Consider the following 20404-nt stretch of genomic DNA (forward strand, 5'->3'; position numbering starts at 1 on the left):
CATGATAGCTAACCGCAAGGTTATCGATTAATAATGTGATATCAGACAATACTCAATACCACCCGTACTCAATAAGGCTTACCTTAAATATAGTGTTCTAATAATGAATGGTTAACCATAATAGCCAGAAGCGTTCCCCGCAGGAATATACATAAATAAGAATATACTGACAATTAATTACAGGCTACCCATAGCGGTAGCCTGCGGTACTATTTTTAGCATTTACCACAAATAACCGAGCTCTCCTTCAAATAATAAGCAGCAGGATTACCAGGTTTTACCAATATTAAACTGGAACTGCTCGGCTTTATCACCATCGTATTTTTTAAAGGGTTCGGCCCAGGAGAACACCAGCGGGCCCAGTGGCGACATCCACTGCACCGCAATCCCGGCAGACATCCGGATATGTGACGGATCGCCATAGTCCGGGATCCCGGCCGCCAGCGTCTGGCCGGTATTTTGCCAGGAGGTGCTCCATACCGTACCGGCGTCGAGGAATAGCGACGTTCGCAGGCTGTCGGCATATTTGTCATTCACAAACGGCGTCGGCACAATAAACTCGCTGTTCAGCACCGCCATCGCGTTACCGCCAACCGCATCGGATGATGAGTCCAGCGGACAGGTGCTGTAGCTGCTTTCAGAACCATTACAACGATAATAAGCCGCTTTTGGGCCAATCGTATTCGACGAAAAACCGCGAACCGACGACGATCCGCCAGCATAAAAGTTATCGTAAAACGGCACCGATTTGCCGTTCAGCCCATCGGCATAGCCCGCGCGCAGGTGCTCCATCCATACCCAGCTTTTGCTCTCGGCCAGCGGCATATATTGGGTGGTATCGAAAGTCACTTTATAATAGCTGTTATCCGAACCGGGTATGGTAACCTTGGCGGTCAGGCTGCTTTTATTTCCCGCGCGCGGGAAGAAACCGCGATCGAGGTTGTTATAGCTCCAGCCAACGCTGGCAAAATAGTCATTGGCGCTATAGGTCGCACCGCTGTCGCCGTCTTTGGTGACGACGTCAGGATAGATGCCCCGTGAGTTAAGATAGCTCCAGGTGGTGAGCTCCGGCTCCATATTGGTCAGGCGGTTATGGACATAGTCCAGGCCAAGGTTGAGGGCGTTATTCTCGCTAATCGGGAATCCCAGCGTACTGCCAACGCCGTAGCTTTGCTGGTTGTAGCTTCCGGAATCGGCATCCGAGGCGTCGTAGCTGTTGTAGAAAATTTTGCCGCCGAGGCTGACGCCATCCACGGTGAAGTAAGGGTTCGTCGCTCCCAGCTCAATATAGGACTGGTAGCTGTTGCGCGTGCCGTTGAAGCTGACGCTATTGCCGGTCCCCAGCCAGTTATCCTGAGTGACGCCGAGCTGGTAGCTCACGCCGCTGTCGGTACCAAAGCCCAGACCAACGTTAAAGGAGCCGGTATTGCGCTCCTTCACCTTATAGACCACGTCCACCTGATCCTGGCTACCGCTTACCGGAACGATCTGCTTGTCGACGGTTTCAAAAAATCCGGTACGATCCAGCCGCGTTTTTCCCTGCTCGACCTTCTCATCATTCAGCCACGCGCCTTCCATCTGGCGCATTTCGCGACGCAGCACCGCATCGCGGGAAGTATCGTTACCCTCAAAGCGAATCTGACGAACCGAATAACGGCGTCCGGCATTGACGTTAATATGCAAAACGACGCTTTTTTTCGTCTCATCAATATCCGGCGCGGTATTAACCTGCGGCCAGGCATAGCCGTATTTTCCCAGCAGCGTCTTAATGCTGTTCTCAGCCGCCGTGATTTCCGCGCCGCTGTACCATTTCCCCGCTAAAGGCTTCACCAGCGCTTCAATTTCCTGGTTATGCTGCGCCATGTCGCCGGTCACGACGGTACTGGCCACGTTATAACGATCGCCTTCGGTAAGATTGATCGTGATATATAGCGATTTTTTATCCGGGGTAATGCTGACCTGACTGGAGTTAATGGTAAAACGCGCGTAGCCGCGATCGAGATAATAGCTACGAATGGTCTCAAGATCCGCCGCCATCTTTTGCTTTTGGTATTTCTTATCGCCAATCACGTTCCACCACGGAACGCTGTCGCGAAGCTGCAGCTGGTCCAGCAATGTTTCTGCGCTAAAGGCCTGGTTACCAATAATATTAATTTGCGCAATTTTTGCCGATACCCCCTCCTGAAAGACAAAGGTTAAATCAACGCGATTACGCGGTAGCGGCGTGACGACTGCATGGACCTGAGCGCTATATTTCCCGACGCTGTAATAGAAATCCTGGAGCCCCTTTTCTATTTCCGTGAGCGCATTGCGATCCAGCGCGCTGCCTTCTTCAATACCGCTGGCGGCCAGATTCTCCTTGAGGGCATCATCCTTAACGGATTTATTCCCGGAAAAGCTGATTTTAGCGATGGTTGGCCGCTCTGTGACCTGTACCACCAGCGTGCTGCCATCGCGCAGGATCTGCACGTTCTCAAAGTTGCCGCTGGCGTACAGGGCGCGGACCGAATCACTGATATCCTCGTTAGAAACCTCTTCTCCCGTATGAACAGGCATGCTCAGTAGCGCAGCGCCAACGGTAACGCGCTGTAGCCCTTCGAAACGAATGTCATCTACCGTATAGGCGGTTGATGCGTAAAGCGTTAAAGGGGAAATCAATAGACCGGCGATGAGACTCGTTTTTTTTAGCATGGAGGTGTCGTCTAAAAGATATTTGGCAATAGCAGATACCTGCTGGGAATAATGCAGTTCATTGCGCCAGACAGATTCTGACGCCGTTTTAAATAACCTGAACGAGGCGCAGAATTGCACGCAATTATGACGAGAAAATGGAGAAAAAATGGATATATGAGAATGGTGAAAAAATTATTTTTTAATGGAACTTTCCTTCTTCCACCCAGTCAGATAAGCATTTCCTGACAACATTAAAATTCAACATCTTTTGTTTTTTAATTAAAAAAACAAAAAGCCCCCTTTCTCATTGGTTGAAAGGGGGAAAAAGATCTTGTTAGGAATGATGCTCTCTGGGATAAACCAGGAACAGCCACAAACTAACCTATAACCCCGTAGATAAAATGAAGAGATAGTGAATAAATTATGCAGCCAGATTGCCATTATAATGAAATGAGTAGATATCATGCCACGAAATGAAATTCAGCGTTCAGTGCTTAGCGAGCTGGTGCAATGGATAAAAAACAATCTTGAAAAGAGGCTCACCATGCGGGCGCTGAGCCTCTTTTCCGGCTATTCTGAATGGCATCTTTTTCGCCTGTTTCGTCACTATTTTAATATGTCGCCAATGGCCTATATTCGCCAACAGCGGATGCAATTAGCCCTTGATTTATTAAAGGTTAAACCGGCTTTTCGCATCGTTGATATTTGTATTATGGCGGGCTATGAAGATATCAGCGCCTTTAACCGTACCTTTAAAAGATACTATGCGATTACGCCTGGCCAGTTTCGCAAAATCCTGTGTATCTCCGGATAGGGGATCCCCCTCCTCCGCATTGCTGCGGTTGGGAATGGAAGGGGGAAGAGGAACACAACGTTAGAATGGAAATGGCAGGATGCCACCGTTAATCGTTTCCGGGATCAAGCAGACCCGATCAACAGGAAACAGTGTAAACTGCTAAGTTGAGTTAATTGTGTAGAAGCCGTGGAGATTTTGTCATCATTTATATCTCCGGCCTTTTTCCCCGACATAAAAAATAAAAAGCCGGAATAGTTCACTATCCCGGCGGGTGTTTGAGTAGATAATCAGAAGTGCGTATTCACGCTGACATAAAACGTCCGACCCGATTCATTATAGGTCTCCGCGCCCGCGCCATACAGATAGGCGCCGGTCGTCGAATTCCCCGTCGTCTGCGCGTTACCGGCGCGGTAGTGGCGAATATCGAACAGGTTATCCACGCCGCTGGTCAGGCTCAGGTTTTTATTCACATCCCAGGTAGCGCTGAGCCCGACGATGCTGTACGGACTCACTTCATTCAGCTCGCTGCCGGATACCGCCTCGCCCTTATAGTTGAAGCGCTTAGGTTTTTGCCGACCATACCAGGTGAAAGTACTCTGCAGCGAAAGATCGTCGCGTACCTGCCAGCTGACGATCGAATTAAGGGTGAACTGCGGGATCACCGACAGGCGATCGCCGGTGGTCTTGTTCTTACTCTGCAGCATCCACGTCAGGTTGTTGCTCCAGTTGACCGTTTCGCTTACCGGCAGGTTTAATGAGCCTTCCAGCCCTTCAACCAGCGCCTTCGGTACGTTTTCCCATTGATAAATATTGGTCGTGCCGTTGCTGGCCGTTCCCACCGCCGAGTAGCCCGATTCAATCTTGTTATGATAGTCGTTACGGAACCAGGTCAGCCCCGCCTGATAGCCGTTGTGCTTATACTCAAGGCCAATCTCTTTATTAACGCTGGTTTCCGCCTTCAGATCGCTGTTCCCCATCAGGTAACAGGCTGAGCTGCTGGCATAGCAGCCCTGGCCGTTGCTGTAGAGAATATAGTTCGGGTTGAGCTGATAAAGGTTTGGCGCTTTATAGGCGCGGGCGATGCCCAACTTCAGCGTCCAGTCATCCGACAGCCCCTGCGAGAGGTTCAGCGATGGGCTCCAGTTATTGCCAACGATGCTGTGATGGTCGAAGCGCAGAGCCGGCGTCAGCATGGTGCTCTCGGTCAGCGCGATATTATCTTCGGTAAACAGCGAGAAAATCTCGGCGCTGGAATAGGGGCTACGCCCGGTTGCCGACATACCGTCAATGGAGCCATAAGAGAGCGACTGGGTGGTCGATACGCCATCTTTCATCCGCTGCTGGTTCCACTCGGTACCCAGCGTCAGATTCTGCTCGAATCCCAGGGTAAACGGAATATTCACCTCGCTGTGCAGCAGCACATCCGACAGGTCGATATCGGAGAATTCGCTGCTGGAGAAGATCCCCTCCGTTCCCCCCGCCAGACCCTCGTTCATACGCGAGTTACGGGTGTGCTCATACTGCGCGTAAGTATTGCTGGTCACGCCGTTATCCCAGCCGCCGGTCCACGTGACGCCATAAGTCTGACGATAGAGGCGGTTGGTCTCTTTACCGTACATACTTTTCACCAGCGTGCTGGTATTGGTATTCTGGGTATCGCCTGCATACAGGTTGCCCTGGCGGCTGTAGCCGGTTTCAAACTCCAGCGCCTGCATCGGCGCAAATTCCCAGCGCAGCTTACCGTGGATATCTTTATTCACTACGCCTTCGCGTCCAGCCGGATACGATCCCGCATAGCTACCGGTTCGCGCCGCTTCGTGACCGGAATTAATATCCTGGGCATCGGCCTGCGTTTTGCTCAGATTTCCCCATAAATTAAAGCTGACCTCATCCGATAGCGGGCCGTTGAGGCTGAAGTTTGTCCGCTTCGTCGCGCCCTCTTTACGGTGCTGGGGGGCGTTCATATAGGTATTCCATGATCCATGCCATTCGCTGGTGGCCGGTTTGGTGACGATATTTACCACCCCGCCCATCGCGCCATTACCGTAGCGGGCCGCCGCAGGACCGCGAATCACGTCGATATGGTCGATCATTTCCGCCGGTACCCAGCTGGTATCCCCGCGCGTATCGCGGTCGCCGCGCCAGCCATAGCGCACGGAATTACGGCTGGTCACCGGTTTACCATCCACCAGAATCAGCGTGTTCTCCGGCCCCATGCCGCGAATATCGACCTGGCGGTTATTACCGCGCTGGCCGCTGGTGGAGTTGCCGGTGAGGTTGACGCCGGGCTGGGTACGAATCAGCTCGGAGACATCGCGCGCGGGCGGATGTTTACGGATCTCCTCAGCGGTGATGGTCGATACGCCGGGCGCTTGCAGCGTCTGCGCCGCCGCGGTGACCACCATGGTTTCGTCATCATTTGCCGTAGCCGTTTCTGATTTCTTCGTATCGTCTGGCGTGTTGCTGTCAGCGGCCTGCGCCGGCAGCATCCCTCCCCAGATGGCCATCGGGATCAGCACGGCCAGCGAGTAGTGTGAATCGTATTTCATGGAATATGCCCTGTTTTTCTTTTTAGCCGTCGGGGCACGCCTTCTTCATCCGCCAGATAAACACCGGTCATGTCTTCCATGCCTGGCGTAACATCTCTTTTTTTGGCGTAGTCAGGCCCTCCCGTTTAAATAGGGATAGCAATAAATAATGAGCGACCAAAATAGATTTATTACTCTGGCAAAAATGAAGAAATAAACGCACCGCGCTATTCTTTGATAGCATTCGCCGAACAGCAGTAATAGGAGTATTGTGCCACACAACGTTATTAGAAATGAGATTTATTATCAAGTGGATAATTATACATCACAGCAATAATTTTAAATAACTCAATAAAAACAAAAAGATGAAATAATTATTTACGTTTACCCCTTATTTGTACTTTAAATAACCAAAATATATCCACACTAAAAAAACACAATCTGAGCATATTCTCTCCATAATTACCGATATCTATTTGTTTATTATTCCACTATAAATACTGAGCCTGTTAATTAATAAAATAGCTGATTAACCGGCCGACATTCTCGATCGCCGGGCATGCTAACGGCCAGAAATTGACTAAAATAAGGAAATCCTCCTGCGGAGCACCGCGCCATGAATACGTCGTCGTTCTATCGATACCTTGTCGGCGGACTTGCATGCCTTGCCGCCCTGCTATGCTTCACATCCGTTTACGCCGCCACAGAGAATAAACTGTCAGAACCCGAGGAGCGCGAGGCCCTGGAAGTCAACGTTGACGATATGCTGCAGCCATGGAAGGGAGATTTACCGGGTATGCTCGACCGGCGAACCATTCGCGTATTAACCACCTTCAGCAAAACCTTTTTCTTTATTAACAAAGGGACGCAGCGCGGCGCTACGCACGATATTTTTATGGAGTTTGAGCGAAGCCTCAATCAAAGCCTGATGAAGGAGAAAAAGCTCAAACATCGTCATCTTAAGGTCCGTATCATCTTTGTTCCGATTGCCCGCGACCAGCTCATCAGCGCGCTTAACGCCGGTAAGGGGGATATTATCGCCGCTAACCTGACGATTACCCCCGCTCGCCAGCAGGAGATGACCTTTACCGCGCCAATCTACTCTCACGTTCAGGAGCTGCTTCTTTCCGGCCCCGGCTCGCCCAAAGTGGAAAATCTGCAGCAGCTTTCCGGCAAAACGGTCTTTGTGCGTACCTCATCGAGCTATTACGAGAGCCTGGTCGCGCTCAACGCGCGCTTTGCCCAGCAATCACTGCCCCCCATCACTATCGAACCGGCGCCCGAAGCGCTGGAGGATGAAGATCTAATAGAGATGCTTAACGCGGGCCTGATTCCATTGACCGTCGTCGACCGCCACAAGGCTCTGTTCTGGAAACAGGTCTTCCCCAACATTCAGGTTCATCAGAACATCATTCTGCGCAACGAAGGCAATATCGGCTGGGCGGTACGCAACAATAGCCCGCAGCTGCTGGCCTTGCTTAATGAATTCATCAACAAGAATCGTCAGGGCAGCAAGCTGGGTAATACGATTCTGCTGCGCTACCTGAAGGATGCCAGATACGTTAAAAACGCGGCGGCGCAAAAAGAGCGGCGTAAATTTCTGACCATGGTGGAGATCTTCCGCAAATATGGCGATCGCTACGATGTTGACTGGCTGCTGATGGCCGCGCAGGGCTATCAGGAATCGCGGCTAAATCAGTCGGTGCGTAGCCACGTCGGCGCAATTGGCGTTATGCAGGTAATGCCGAGCACCGGCAAGGAGCTGAAGGTCGGTGATATTAAGCAGCTCGACCCCAATATTCATGCCGGGGTGAAATATATGCGCTGGATGATAGACCGCTACTATGGCGATGAACCGATGACCCAGCTTGATAAGGCGCTGTTCTCATTCGCTTCTTATAACGCGGGTCCCGCGCGCATCGCCCGGCTGCGGGCGGATACCAAAAAGCGCGGTTTTGATCCGAACGTCTGGTTTGGCAACGTGGAGTACCTGGCCGCCGAGAAGATCGGCTCCGAGACCGTAAGCTATGTCAGCAATATCTATAAGTATTACATCGCTTACCGGCTGATCGTGGATGAAATGGCGCGTAAACAGCAGGCGACAACGGCCTCCAAAAATCAGGTCGTGCCGACAGTGGGGATGCCAGCCACACCTGCCACGCCTGCCACGCCTGCCACACCTGCCACACCTGCCACACCTGCCACACCTGCCACACCTGCCACACCTGCCACACCTGCCACACCTGCCACACCTGCCGCGCAGTGAAATAGCGCAGATGGCCTGGGTGACAAAATAGAAAAAGCCCCGAACAGGGGCTTTTTCAGAGATGACTTTACGACGCTAACGCTTCGTTAGAACGGAATATCGTCATCAAAGTCCATCGGCGGCTCATTGGAAGGGGCTGCCGGCGCCTGCTGCTGCGGACGAGACTGCGCGCCGCCGCTGAACTGGTTTCCGCCCTGCGGCTGCTGAGGCTGGCCCCAACCGCCCTGCTGCTGACCACCGCCTGCCGGGGCGCCCGCGCCCTGCTGACGACCGCCGAGCATTTGCATCGTGCCGCCAACGTTAACGACAACCTCGGTAGTGTATTTTTCCTGACCGGATTGGTCAGTCCATTTACGGGTACGCAGCTGGCCTTCAATATAGACCTGAGAACCTTTACGCAGATACTCGCCGGCCACTTCCGCCAGTTTGCCGAACAGCACAACGCGGTGCCATTCGGTCTGCTCTTTCATCTCACCGGTCGCTTTATCACGCCAGGATTCGGAAGTAGCCAGCGTAATGTTGGCAACTGCGCCACCACTCGGCATGTAGCGTACTTCCGGGTCCTGGCCCAGATTACCGACGAGAATCACCTTGTTTACGCCTCTGCTGGCCATGTTTGTGTCTCCTGAATGCGTTTCTTAATAGTGTAAACGCGCGAGTGTACCATTTCCAGGTGCTATGTTGATAGCTGGGAAGTAGGTTCCAGATAACTCTCGCGGTGCGACATTTTTACACATCCCACCGGAAAATGCATTCCAATACTGTATATTCAAACAGGTTAAATTGTGTCATAATTAGCCGTTTCTGCCGTTTGTCCTTCTAACAAACCAGGCAATCCGCGTATCTACCGGGAAAGGTGAATGGATAAGATCGAAGTTCGGGGCGCCCGCACCCACAATCTCAAAAATATCAACCTCGTCATCCCGCGCGACAAACTCATTGTCGTCACCGGGCTTTCGGGTTCAGGCAAATCCTCACTGGCTTTCGACACGTTGTATGCCGAAGGGCAGCGTCGCTACGTTGAGTCGCTCTCCGCCTACGCGCGGCAGTTCCTGTCGCTGATGGAGAAGCCCGACGTCGACCATATTGAAGGGCTGTCGCCGGCGATTTCCATTGAACAGAAATCAACGTCCCACAACCCCCGTTCAACGGTAGGCACCATTACCGAAATTCACGACTACCTGCGTCTGCTGTACGCGCGCGTCGGCGAGCCGCGCTGCCCGGATCACGACGTTCCGCTGGCGGCGCAAACCGTGAGCCAGATGGTCGATAACGTGCTCTCCCAGCCAGAAGGCCAGCGCCTGATGCTGCTGGCGCCGATCATTAAAGAGCGCAAAGGCGAGCATAACAAAACGCTGGAAAATCTCGCCGGGCAGGGCTACATCCGCGCGAGGATCGACGGCGAGGTCTGCGATCTCTCCGATCCGCCGAAGCTGGAGCTGCAGAAGAAACATACCATTGAAGTGGTGATTGACCGCTTTAAGGTGCGCGACGATCTCAGCACGCGCCTGGCCGAGTCTTTTGAAACCGCGCTGGAGCTGTCGGGCGGCACCGCCATCGTCGCCAATATGGACGATCCGAAAGCCGAAGAGCTGCTGTTTTCCGCCAACTTCGCCTGCCCGATTTGCGGCTACAGCATGCGCGAACTGGAACCGCGCCTGTTCTCCTTCAACAACCCGGCTGGCGCTTGCCCGACCTGCGATGGTCTCGGCGTCCAGCAGTATTTCGATCCGGAACGCGTCATTCAGAACCCAGAGCTGTCGCTGGCTGGCGGGGCGATTCGCGGCTGGGATCGGCGCAATTTTTACTACTTCCAGATGCTGAAGTCGCTGGCGGAACATTATGAATTCGATGTGGAAGCGCCCTGGGGCACGCTGAATAGCAGCGTACAAAAAGTGGTTCTGTACGGCTCAGGCAAAGAGAATATTGAATTCAAATATATGAACGATCGCGGCGATACCTCGGTGCGCCGCCATCCGTTCGAAGGCGTGCTGCACAATATGGAGCGCCGTTATAAAGAGACGGAATCCAGTGCAGTACGTGAAGAGTTAGCGAAATTCATCAGCAACCGTCCCTGCACCAGCTGTGAAGGGACCCGCCTGAAGCGCGAAGCGCGGCACGTGTTTGTGGAGAATACCCCGCTGCCGACCATCTCGGATATGAGCATCGGCCACGCGATGGACTTCTTCAACAACCTGAAGCTCTCCGGCCAGCGTGCGCAAATTGCTGAAAAAGTACTGAAAGAGATTGGCGATCGCCTGAAATTCCTCGTCAACGTCGGTCTGAACTACCTGACGCTCTCCCGTTCGGCGGAAACCCTCTCCGGCGGCGAAGCGCAGCGTATCCGCCTCGCCAGCCAGATCGGCGCAGGCCTGGTCGGCGTCATGTACGTACTGGATGAGCCCTCTATCGGCCTGCACCAGCGCGATAACGAACGCCTGCTGGGCACGCTGATCCACCTGCGAAACCTCGGCAACACCGTGATTGTCGTTGAGCACGATGAAGACGCCATTCGCGCCGCCGACCACGTTATCGATATCGGTCCGGGGGCTGGGGTACACGGCGGTCAGGTCGTGGCTGAAGGCAAGCTGGAAGATATTATGGCGGTGCCGGAATCGCTGACCGGCCAGTTCATGAGCGGCAAGCGTAAAATCGAAGTGCCGAAACAGCGCGTACCCGCCAATCCGGAGAAAGTGCTGAAGCTGTCCGGCGCGCGCGGCAACAACCTGAAAGACGTGACGCTGACGCTGCCGGTGGGCCTCTTCACCTGTATCACCGGCGTTTCCGGGTCGGGTAAATCCACGCTGATCAACGACACGCTGTTCCCGATTGCCCAACGTCAGCTCAACGGCGCCACCATCGCGGAACCGGCACCTTACCGCGACGTGCAGGGGCTGGAACATTTCGACAAAGTGATCGATATCGACCAGAGCCCCATCGGCCGTACGCCGCGTTCTAACCCAGCAACCTACACCGGCGTCTTTACGCCGGTCCGTGAACTGTTTGCCGGCGTACCTGAATCACGTTCGCGTGGCTACACGCCCGGGCGCTTCAGTTTTAACGTGCGCGGCGGTCGCTGTGAAGCCTGCCAGGGCGATGGCGTGATCAAAGTCGAGATGCACTTCCTGCCGGATATCTACGTACCGTGCGACCAGTGCAAAGGCAAACGCTATAACCGCGAAACGCTGGAGATTAAGTACAAAGGCAAAACGATCCATGAAGTGCTGGATATGACCATTGAAGAAGCGCGTGAGTTCTTCGATGCGGTTCCGGCGCTGGCGCGTAAGCTGCAAACGCTGATGGACGTCGGTCTGACCTATATTCGCCTTGGTCAGTCGGCTACCACGCTCTCCGGCGGCGAGGCCCAGCGCGTCAAGCTGGCGCGGGAGCTGTCCAAACGCGGTACCGGGCAAACGCTGTATATCCTTGATGAACCGACCACCGGTCTGCACTTTGCCGATATTCAGCAGCTGCTGGAGGTTCTGCACCAGCTGCGCGACCAGGGGAATACCATCGTGGTGATTGAGCACAACCTGGATGTCATCAAGACGGCTGACTGGATCGTTGACCTTGGGCCGGAAGGCGGAAGCGGCGGCGGAGAGATCCTCGTTTCCGGTACGCCGGAAACGGTCGCCGAGTGCGAGGCCTCCTATACGGCTCGCTTCCTCAAGCCCATGCTGAAATAATCTCATCTGCCTCTTCCCGTCCCGGGAAGAGGCCTCATTTCCTCTCATTTTCTCCCGCTGATATTTTGTGATTTGCGGCCGGACGGCATCTGTCATCAGATAGCACCACCGCCATAAATTGCAGGATGCATCATGTACTTAAAGCACGGACTTTATCGATTTACGCTCGTCGCGGCGTTATTCGCGCTGACCGCCTGCAGCTGGATAGACGGCTACAGCAGCACGGCTCATCAGCAGTTGCTGATGCTTGAACAGCTTCATCTGCAGTTCATCAGCGACGCGGCGGCAGCGCCACTCGACCAACGCTTGCTCAGTTACGAGGATCGCCAGATTCGCCCGCTATTCAGCCTGGCGTTAAGCGATAGCGATGCGCTACGGCAGAGTAATCTTCACGTGCTGGAGAAAAATTATCAGCGGCTGTACCGGCGCGTCGTCCCCCAGGAGAGAGCGCTGATGCCTTTCGAGGCCGGAATTCTGGCGCAACAGACGGAAAAACTTTACCAGCAGGCCATCAACGGCGAACAACAGCGTTCAGGGAGATAAGCATGTCCACCATAGAAGAGTTAAGCGCCCAGCTGGCCGGCGCCGGCGTGAATACGGCAGAGTGGTTGCAGCTTATGCATGCGATTGTAAATGATGAAGACAGCGACATTCGCGACGCCGGAATGCTCACGCTTCAGGCGTTACAGGAGAAAGCGCGCGGCTGGTTAAGTCAGGACGACCTCATTCTGCTCCTGCAAGGGCAGCGCGATATTGCCAGCATTCGCGCTAACAACGAACAGATCGCCATGCAGGCGCATCTGCAGTCCACGCTGCTTCGTCTGTTTGATGTGACCCTGCTGGCGCTGCTGGGCAGAATTTAGCGCTATGGCAACAGCTTACGCTTAGCCTCGGAAAGCGAATCAAGCGCCTGCTGGTAGGAAGCATCCACCAGATAATAAATTTGTGAATCAGGCAGGGAGCCGTCAAGAAACACCGTACTCCAGTGGGCTTTATTGAGATGTTTGCTGGGGCGAACATCGCGATGCTGCTGCCTCAACAGTTCCGCAAGCTCAGGGCTGGTCTTTAACGATACCGCAGGCCGGTTGTCCTCAACCTCTTTTACCATCGCAAACAGGACGTCCGCCGCTTTGATCTGCGTCGCTTTCCAGTCGCTATGTACGCTTTGTTCGGCGCCCGGCTTTGCCATGCAGTACTGCAATAAATCCGAAATTGTCATTTTTTATTCCCCCATCAGCGTCGCGATGATATGGCGCGATCCGCCATGAATACGATGCTCCCCGAGCCAGATCCCCTGCCAGGTCCCCAGCCTGACGCTGCCATCCCGTACGGGCAGCATCAGCGATACGCCCAGCATCGACGACTTAATGTGCGAGGGCATGTCATCAGGACCTTCATAATCGTGTTCATACGGCGCGTTATCCGGTACGGCGCGCAGAAAATGCTGCTCCATATCGAAGCGAACGGTCGGATCGCAGTTTTCGTTTAGCGTCAGGGAAGCAGATGTATGCTGGAGCAGCAAATGCAGCAGGCCAGTTTTCACCCGCGATATTTCGCGGATTTGCCCGAGAATTTCATCAGTGACCAGATGGAAGCCCCGTGCTTTCGGGCCTAACGTCAGGGTTTGCTGATGCCACATAAACCACTCCTTTTACTAATGAACCTTCCTAAGTGTGCAGCAATAAGCGAAAAGGTAAAACCTTTGGCACGCTATTTTGCACAAAAAAACGGCAGCGTGCCGGCTGCCGTTTTAGCGATTGATGATTAAGCCGGCGGGCAGCTTAATATTCTGAATTCACAATGACCTCTTCACCCTGAGCGCCCGCCATCGGCAGCGGCTTATAGGAAGAGTTTGAGGCCCGCAAGATACGGATCCCGCGCGCGCCCACCTCGCGGGCAGCGGAGATATCGTTATCTGAATCGCCGTAGAAAACTTTGATCCCTTTCTCCTGCAGCCACTGCGTTTTGGTGTTCTGGCCAGGTTTATCGCCGGCAAAAATAACCGGGTTCATATTCGCCGCCGGGATGAGAAAATCATCCTGCAGGGTTTTTGATACCGTTTCGGTTTTGGTCTGGCTACGGCCGGTAACGAAATAGATGCTATCGCCGCGCTTTACGTGCATCGCAATCAGCTGGCGCGCCACCTCTTTCGGCATGCTGAATTCATCCCAGCCGTTGTTCATTTTTTCCCAGAACTCCGGATTTTTCAGGTAATCATCGCTGCCGGGGGAATAGGTTTTCTGCCCGCGCCAGAAGCCCGGGCTGGAGAACAGGACGGTATCATCAATATCAAAACCGACGGCCATCGGCTGGCGTCCCAGCAGGCTATTTTCAATCTGGGCGACGGAAACCCAATGGATCGGCGCCTGTTCGGCGAGTTTCGCCATATTGGTGCCCGTCCACAGCGGCTGCGGTGTGGAGGCGCGAGCAACGACGGAGCTATTTAGCGTGAACAGTAAGCAGACGGCCCCAAAGGCCAGGGTGATCTTGCGCATATTTTTCCCTAAATAATCGAATCGTTATAATTTTCAATAATGTGTACGCTTATTAATGCACCCAGACCTTACCCCCCGCGAAGGCGGATAGGAAGGTTTTTCTGCTCTGATGTCATATAAAAAGAGAATGATCACACTTCGGGAAGCGAATTGCCCGCGTCATGATTTGGCGCGGGCAAAAGGTCAGGAAGAACTTATATTACCGCAGCAAACGCCTGAGCTACGCGGCGCACGTTTCCTGCATTCAGCCCCGCGACGCACATGCGGCCGCTGGCAATCAGGTAGACGCCAAACTCATCGCGCAGGCGGTCAACCTGGGCCGCGCTGAAACCGGTATAGCTAAACATGCCGCGCTGCTTGAGCAGATAGTCAAAATCACCGCCCGGAACCGTCTCTTTCAGCACATCAACCAGCTCCTGACGCATGGCCAGAATACGGGTGCGCATCCCTTCCACTTCCGCCAGCCATGAGGCTTTCAGCGCGCTGTCGCCCAACACCGCTGCAACCACCTGCGCGCCAAAGTTCGGCGGGCTGGAGTAGTTGCGACGCACGGTCGCTTTTAATTGCCCCAGTACGCGCCCCGCGGTTTCAGTATCTTCACAGACGATCGACAGCCCGCCAACGCGCTCACCGTACAGGGAGAAGATTTTCGAGAACGAGTTGCTGACCAGCATGGGCATCCCGGCGTTCGCTATGGCGCGGATAGCGTAGGCATCCTCTTCCATGCCAGCGCCGAAGCCCTGATAGGCGATGTCGAGGAAAGGAATCAAATTACGCGCTTTCAGCACCTCAACCACTTGATCCCACTGAGCGTTGGTAAGATCGGCTCCCGTTGGGTTATGGCAGCAGGGATGCAGCAGCACGATATCGCGTTCCGGTAGCGTATTGAGTTTTTCAAGGAAAGCCGCGAAACGCACGCCATTGGTTTTATCATCAAACCAAGGGTAAGTACTTACTTCGAATCCAGCCCCTTCAAATATAGCGATGTGGTTTTCCCACGTCGGGTCGCTGACCCATACGCGCGAGCCTGGGAAGTAGCGTTTCAGGAAGTCTGCGCCGACTTTCAGCGCTCCGGAGCCGCCCAGCGTCTGAATAGAGGCTACGCGATGCTGCGCCAGTACCGGATGATCGGCCCCGAACAGCAGCGACGCAATCGCGTGGCGATAGGTGTTCAGCCCTTCCATCGGTAAATAGATTGAGGCGCCGTGCGGCTGGGCGCTAAGACGTGCTTCCGCTTCGGCAACCGCCTTCAGCTGCGGAATGATGCCGTCTTCGTTGTAATAAAGACCGATGCTGAGATTTACTTTGTCACTACGCGGATCGTCTTTAAAACGCTCCATCAGGGAGAGAATGGGGTCGCCAGCGTAGGCGTCAACTTTCTGAAACACGCGATGTTTCTCCAGGTTTACATGGGCTCGTTATAACACAATAAACTGGATGTGAAAGAAGGTCGAGGGGATGTTGGCGGATAAAACAGAACGGGCTGGATTTGACGCAACAACGTGAACGCCCATCCCGGATGGCGGCTTAAACCGCCTTATCCGGGCTACCGGCCCGTAGCCCCGATGAGGCGTCAGCCGCCACCGGGGGAAAGCGCGCTGGCTGACATTAATCCACGTACTTCATGGATACCCGTGAAGTCAGGCGCGTAATAAGTTCGTAAGCACTTACTTTTGTAATTTCGGCAATCCGCTCGACGGGGAGGCCTTCGCCCCACAGCACGACCGCGTCGCCAGCGTGGTCCTGTGCTTCAGGCCCGAGATCGACGCAAATCATATCCATCGCTACGCGTCCGACAATCGGCACTTCCCGGCCGTTAACCAGTACCGGCGTGCCGGACGGCGCGGCGCGCGGATAGCCGTCACCGTAGCCCATCGCCACAACGCCTAAACGCGTATCACGCTCGCTGATCCAGGTTCCGCCGTAGCCCACCGGCTCGCCGGCTTTATGCTCGCGGACCGCGATCAGGCTGGAGGTCAGAGACATCACCGGCTGGCAGCCAAAATCCGCGCCGGTGGATCCACCGTCGAGCGGCGATACGCCGTAGAGAATAATCCCCGGACGCGCCCAGTCGAAGTGCGACTGCGGCCATAGCAATATACCGCCGGATGCAGCGATTGAGCGCAGCCCCGGCTTCCCTTCCGTGAAGGTGGTAAAGATATCCAGCTGACGTTCGGTCGCGCCGCACTCAGGCTCATCCGCACGGGCAAAATGGCTCACGATATTGACCGGCTGGCGGACGTTTTTACACTGGCTCAGGCGCTGATAAAAGGCTTCGGCCTGTTCGGGCAGAACGCCTAATCGATGCATCCCGGTGTCCAGCTTCATCCATACGGTTACCGGCTCGGGTAAATCCGCTTCCTCCAGCGCAGCCAGCTGCTCCGGGCTGTGTACCGCCGTATGCAGGCGCTGGGCGGAGATCACCGGCAGGTCGGCGGCCTCAAAGAATCCCTCCAGCAGCAGGATCGGCTGGGGGATACCGCCCGCGCGCAGGCGCAGGGCTTCTTCAAGACGGGCGACGCCAAAAGCATCGGCGTCCGGGAGCGTTCGCGCGGTCTCAAGAAGACCGTGTCCGTAGGCGTTCGCTTTCACCACCGCAACCAGTTTGCTGGCGGGCGCCAGTTCACGCAGACGTTGCAGGTTGTGTCGCAGAGCGCGGCGGTTAATGATTACAGTTGCCGCTTGCATTTGAATTCCTTAATAAAAGAATCTCCTAAATCCTTCGTGTTGCAGGAAGGCGACAAGCCTGAGAATCCCCGGGAGCTTAGTAAACTAAGTGACCGGGGTGAACAGGCGTAGTCAACGCATCTGCGGCATGAAGGATGACGGAGATTTATTCGTCGTCGTATTGTGGCCCAGCATAATTATCAAAACGCGACCACTGACCGTTAAACGTCAGGCGCACCGTCCCGATAGGGCCGTTACGCTGTTTACCAATAATAATTTCAGCGATGCCTTTTAAATCACTGTTTTCGTGATAAACCTCATCACGGTAGATAAACATGATTAAGTCGGCGTCCTGCTCGATGGAGCCGGACTCACGCAGGTCGGAGTTGACCGGGCGCTTATCCGCGCGCTGTTCCAGCGAGCGGTTAAGCTGCGACAGCGCCACCACCGGCACCTGCAGCTCCTTCGCCAGCGCCTTGAGCGAGCGGGAAATTTCGGCGATTTCCAGCGTACGGTTATCGGAGAGCGACGGCACGCGCATCAGCTGCAGGTAGTCGATCATAATAAGACCGATGCCGCCGTGCTCGCGGGCGATACGCCGCGCGCGGGAGCGCACTTCGGTTGGCGTCAGGCCGGAGGAGTCATCAATATAGATATTACGTTTTTCCAGCAGAATTCCCATGGTGCCGGAAATGCGCGCCCAGTCTTCATCATCCAGCTGGCCGGTACGAATGCGGGTCTGGTCAACGCGCGACAGCGAGGCCAGAGAACGCATCATAATCTGCTCCGAAGGCATCTCGAGACTGAAGATGAGTACCGGCTTATCCTGCAGCATCGCCGCGTTTTCCACGAGGTTCATCGCAAAAGTCGTCTTACCCATTGACGGACGCGCGGCGACGATAATCAGGTCCGACGGCTGAAGACCGGCGGTTTTTTTATTGAGATCGTCATAGCCGGTGTTAACCCCGGTCACGCCGTCATGCGGCTGCTGGAAGAGCTGTTCAATACGCGCCACGGTAGCGTCGAGCACGTCGGCGATATTCTTCGGCCCCTCGTCTTTATTCGCGCGGCTTTCGGCAATTTTAAACACCCGGGATTCGGCGAGGTCGAGCAGATCTTCGCTGGTGCGGCCCTGGGGATCGAAACCGGCCTCGGCGATTTCATTCGCCACGGAGATCATTTCGCGTACTACCGCACGTTCGCGGACGATATCGGCATAAGCGCTGATGTTCGCCGCACTTGGCGTATTTTTCGATAATTCCGCCAGGTAGGCGAAGCCGCCGACGCTGTCCAGCTGCCCCTGACGCTCCAGCGATTCGGCGAGCGTAATCAGGTCAATCGGGCTGCCCGATTCCTGCAGGCGCGCCATTTCGGTGAAAATATGGCGATGCGGACGGGTATAAAAATCTTCCGAAACAACCCGCTCGGCAACGTCGTCCCAGCGTTCGTTATCCAGCATTAAACCGCCCAACACCGACTGTTCCGCTTCAATCGAGTGCGGCGGGACCTTCAACCCATCGAGCTGATAATCACGCTCGCGGGGTTCAGTCTGTGGTTTGTTGAAGGGTTTATTTCCTGCCATAGTGAATGGAGTTACCGAGATAGTGAATGGGTCGAAAGATTACCACATTTCTGGAGGAAGCATGGCAACACGAATTGAATTTCACCAGCACGGAGGGCCTGATGTTCTGCAAGCGCTGGAGTTCACGCCGAAAGATCCCGCAGAGCACGAAATTCAGGTAGAGAATAAGGCCATCGGCATTAACTACATTGATACCTATATCCGCAGCGGCCTCTACCCGCCCCCGTCATTGCCGAGCGGTCTGGGTACCGAAGCCGCTGGCGTAGTAAGCAAAGTCGGCAGCGGGGTGAAACATATCAAAGCCGGCGATCGGGTGGTCTACGCGCAATCGGCGCTGGGAGCCTATAGCACCGTCCACAACGTGCCCGCGGATAAGGCCGCCATCTTGCCGGACGCGATCTCTTTCGAGCAGGCGGCGGCCTCATTCCTGAAAGGGCTCACGGTCTATTACCTGCTGCGGAAAACCTACGAGATCAAAGCGGGCGAGCCGTTCTTGTTTCATGCGGCGGCCGGCGGCGTCGGGCTCATCGCCTGTCAGTGGGCCAAAGCGCTGGGCGCGAAGCTGATCGGTACCGTCGGCAGCGCGCAAAAAGCTGAACGCGCCAAACAGGCCGGCGCCTGGCAGATCATTAACTATCGCGAAGAGAATATCGTCGAGCGCCTGAAAGAGATCACCGACGGTAAGAAAGTCCACGTGGTTTACGATTCCGTCGGGAAAGATACCTGGGAAGCCTCCCTTGACTGCCTGCAGCGTCGGGGGCTGATGGTGAGCTTCGGCAACTCCTCCGGCCCGGTGACCGGTGTCAATCTCGGGATCCTCAACCAAAAAGGTTCGCTGTACGTCACCCGCCCTTCTCTGCAGGGCTATATCACCACGCGTGAAGAGCTGACGGAAGCCAGCAACGAACTGTTTTCGCTGATCGCCAGCGGCGTGATAAAAGTGGATGTCGCGGAGAGCCAAAAATATGCGTTAACCGACGCCAGACGCGCGCATGAGGTGCTGGAAAGCCGGGCGACGCAGGGTTCAAGTTTGCTCTTGCCATAGTAATGGCTTTTCCCTAAATAATTCGGGCTACAGGAAGATGGTAAGTGAATGAATCCCCAGGAGCTTACAACAGTAAGTGACCGGGGTGAATGCAAGCAACCAACGCCCCTGTAGCCTGAAGTATGACGGGAAAAGAAGAAAAGTTTAGGGCTTCCACATGGGAAGCCCTTACTTTTTTTGTTCGGCTGTATGTAGGGTACAGCACGATGAATTCGTTAACCCGCTAATAGTGACAGATTTAATAAGCAAAGCCTACGCTGTTTTATGCAAAAATCTTCAGGTTGTGACATACCGCTCAATACCTTAGTAGCGCCAGCGGTTATTAGCGCGATAACGGTTGTCGGTTGGTGATTTTATCGCCCGAATCACCCAAACCACAACAACGGCCAGCAGCAGCCACGGCAGCAGTTTAATCATTAACGCAAACAGACCGCCGACAAACATCAGCGCGGTCGCGACAACAATCGCGGCAATAATACCCAGCAGTGAAATGCCGGTGACCAATAACATGACAAAAAAGCCAATAACGAATAAGAGTTCCAGCATCGTCTTTCCCCTAAAGAAATTTTATCTACCTTAGCGGATATTACAAAAATCGTGCCAAATATAACATATTGAATAATAACAAAAACGCCCGGCACGATACGTACAGGGCGTGGTGAATTT

General features: G+C 54.4%; 17 protein-coding genes. 7 read left to right on the forward strand and 10 right to left on the reverse strand.

Annotated features, from left to right (window positions below; genetic code table 11):
* Positions 1–267: 267 nt before the first annotated feature.
* On the reverse strand, positions 268–2691 hold the full coding sequence (gene bamA, locus FQK12_RS19495) for an outer membrane protein assembly factor BamA (RefSeq protein ID WP_014227552.1): 2424 nt from the start codon (positions 2689–2691) through the stop codon (positions 268–270).
* A 445-nt stretch (positions 2692–3136) separates the two neighbouring features.
* Between bamA and FQK12_RS19500 the strand changes: the two genes are divergently transcribed.
* Positions 3137–3487 carry a helix-turn-helix transcriptional regulator gene (locus FQK12_RS19500; protein WP_014227551.1) on the forward strand — a complete coding sequence of 117 codons (351 nt, stop codon included), beginning with the start codon at positions 3137–3139 and terminating at the stop codon, positions 3485–3487.
* A gap of 269 nt (positions 3488–3756) precedes the next feature.
* Here the strand turns inward: FQK12_RS19500 and FQK12_RS19505 are convergent, their stop codons facing one another.
* Positions 3757–6018: a TonB-dependent siderophore receptor gene (locus FQK12_RS19505; RefSeq protein ID WP_014227550.1), complete on the reverse strand. Its 2262-nt coding sequence runs from the start codon at positions 6016–6018 to the stop codon at positions 3757–3759.
* Between the two features lie 595 nt (positions 6019–6613).
* Here FQK12_RS19505 and FQK12_RS19510 point away from each other — a divergent pair.
* Positions 6614–8263 carry a lytic transglycosylase F gene (locus FQK12_RS19510; protein ID WP_014227549.1) on the forward strand — a complete coding sequence of 550 codons (1650 nt, stop codon included), beginning with the start codon at positions 6614–6616 and terminating at the stop codon, positions 8261–8263.
* 86 nt (positions 8264–8349) lie between these two features.
* On the opposite strand, the gene ssb1 is transcribed toward FQK12_RS19510, so the two are convergent.
* Entirely contained in the window at positions 8350–8877 is a 528-nt protein-coding gene (gene ssb1 / locus FQK12_RS19515; protein ID WP_004097799.1) for a single-stranded DNA-binding protein SSB1, read from the reverse strand.
* Between the two features lie 246 nt (positions 8878–9123).
* Between ssb1 and uvrA the strand changes: the two genes are divergently transcribed.
* The 3 genes from uvrA to FQK12_RS19530 all read left to right on the forward strand — a co-directional run bounded on the left by uvrA (position 9124) and on the right by FQK12_RS19530 (position 12812).
* A complete protein-coding gene (gene uvrA, locus FQK12_RS19520; RefSeq protein WP_004097797.1) occupies positions 9124–11949 on the forward strand; it encodes an excinuclease ABC subunit UvrA in 2826 nt (941 codons plus the stop codon).
* Between the two features lie 132 nt (positions 11950–12081).
* Positions 12082–12492, forward strand: a complete 411-nt coding sequence (locus tag FQK12_RS19525) for a hypothetical protein (protein ID WP_014227548.1) — start codon at positions 12082–12084, stop codon at positions 12490–12492.
* A 2-nt stretch (positions 12493–12494) separates the two neighbouring features.
* Positions 12495–12812, forward strand: a complete 318-nt coding sequence (locus FQK12_RS19530; RefSeq protein WP_004097794.1) for a hypothetical protein — start codon at positions 12495–12497, stop codon at positions 12810–12812.
* Between the two features lie 2 nt (positions 12813–12814).
* Here FQK12_RS19530 and FQK12_RS19535 read toward each other — a convergent pair whose 3' ends face one another.
* Both FQK12_RS19535 and FQK12_RS19540 read right to left on the reverse strand, forming a co-directional pair.
* On the reverse strand, positions 12815–13168 hold the full coding sequence (locus FQK12_RS19535; protein WP_004097793.1) for an MmcQ/YjbR family DNA-binding protein: 354 nt from the start codon (positions 13166–13168) through the stop codon (positions 12815–12817).
* A 3-nt stretch (positions 13169–13171) separates the two neighbouring features.
* Entirely contained in the window at positions 13172–13588 is a 417-nt protein-coding gene (locus FQK12_RS19540; protein ID WP_014227547.1) for a secondary thiamine-phosphate synthase enzyme YjbQ, read from the reverse strand.
* On the opposite strand from FQK12_RS19540, the gene FQK12_RS27330 reads away from it, so the two are divergent.
* On the forward strand, positions 13580–13717 hold the full coding sequence (locus FQK12_RS27330) for a hypothetical protein (protein ID WP_157214916.1): 138 nt from the start codon (positions 13580–13582) through the stop codon (positions 13715–13717). The genes FQK12_RS19540 and FQK12_RS27330 overlap by 9 nt on opposite strands.
* A gap of 13 nt (positions 13718–13730) precedes the next feature.
* Here the strand turns inward: FQK12_RS27330 and aphA are convergent, their stop codons facing one another.
* From aphA to dnaB, 4 genes are all read right to left on the reverse strand, one after another.
* Positions 13731–14444: an acid phosphatase AphA gene (gene aphA, locus FQK12_RS19545; protein ID WP_004097791.1), complete on the reverse strand. Its 714-nt coding sequence runs from the start codon at positions 14442–14444 to the stop codon at positions 13731–13733.
* A 194-nt stretch (positions 14445–14638) separates the two neighbouring features.
* A complete protein-coding gene (tyrB, locus tag FQK12_RS19550; RefSeq protein ID WP_014227546.1) occupies positions 14639–15832 on the reverse strand; it encodes an aromatic amino acid transaminase in 1194 nt (397 codons plus the stop codon).
* A 220-nt stretch (positions 15833–16052) separates the two neighbouring features.
* Positions 16053–17132 (reverse strand): alanine racemase, encoded by a 1080-nt coding sequence (alr, locus tag FQK12_RS19555; protein WP_014227545.1) that lies wholly within the window; start codon positions 17130–17132, stop codon positions 16053–16055.
* 145 nt (positions 17133–17277) lie between these two features.
* The gene (gene dnaB / locus FQK12_RS19560) at positions 17278–18693 is read right to left on the reverse strand and encodes a replicative DNA helicase (RefSeq protein ID WP_004097788.1); all 1416 of its coding nucleotides are present in this window, start codon (positions 18691–18693) and stop codon (positions 17278–17280) included.
* A 61-nt stretch (positions 18694–18754) separates the two neighbouring features.
* Between dnaB and FQK12_RS19565 the strand changes: the two genes are divergently transcribed.
* Positions 18755–19738, forward strand: a complete 984-nt coding sequence (locus tag FQK12_RS19565; protein ID WP_014227544.1) for a quinone oxidoreductase — start codon at positions 18755–18757, stop codon at positions 19736–19738.
* 303 nt (positions 19739–20041) lie between these two features.
* Here the strand turns inward: FQK12_RS19565 and pspG are convergent, their stop codons facing one another.
* On the reverse strand, positions 20042–20284 hold the full coding sequence (pspG, locus tag FQK12_RS19570; protein WP_014227543.1) for an envelope stress response protein PspG: 243 nt from the start codon (positions 20282–20284) through the stop codon (positions 20042–20044).
* Positions 20285–20404: the final 120 nt, after the last annotated feature.

Origin of the sequence: Klebsiella sp. ME-303 (assembly GCF_007910085.1) — a bacterium.
Lineage (GTDB): Bacteria > Pseudomonadota > Gammaproteobacteria > Enterobacterales > Enterobacteriaceae > Klebsiella > Klebsiella michiganensis.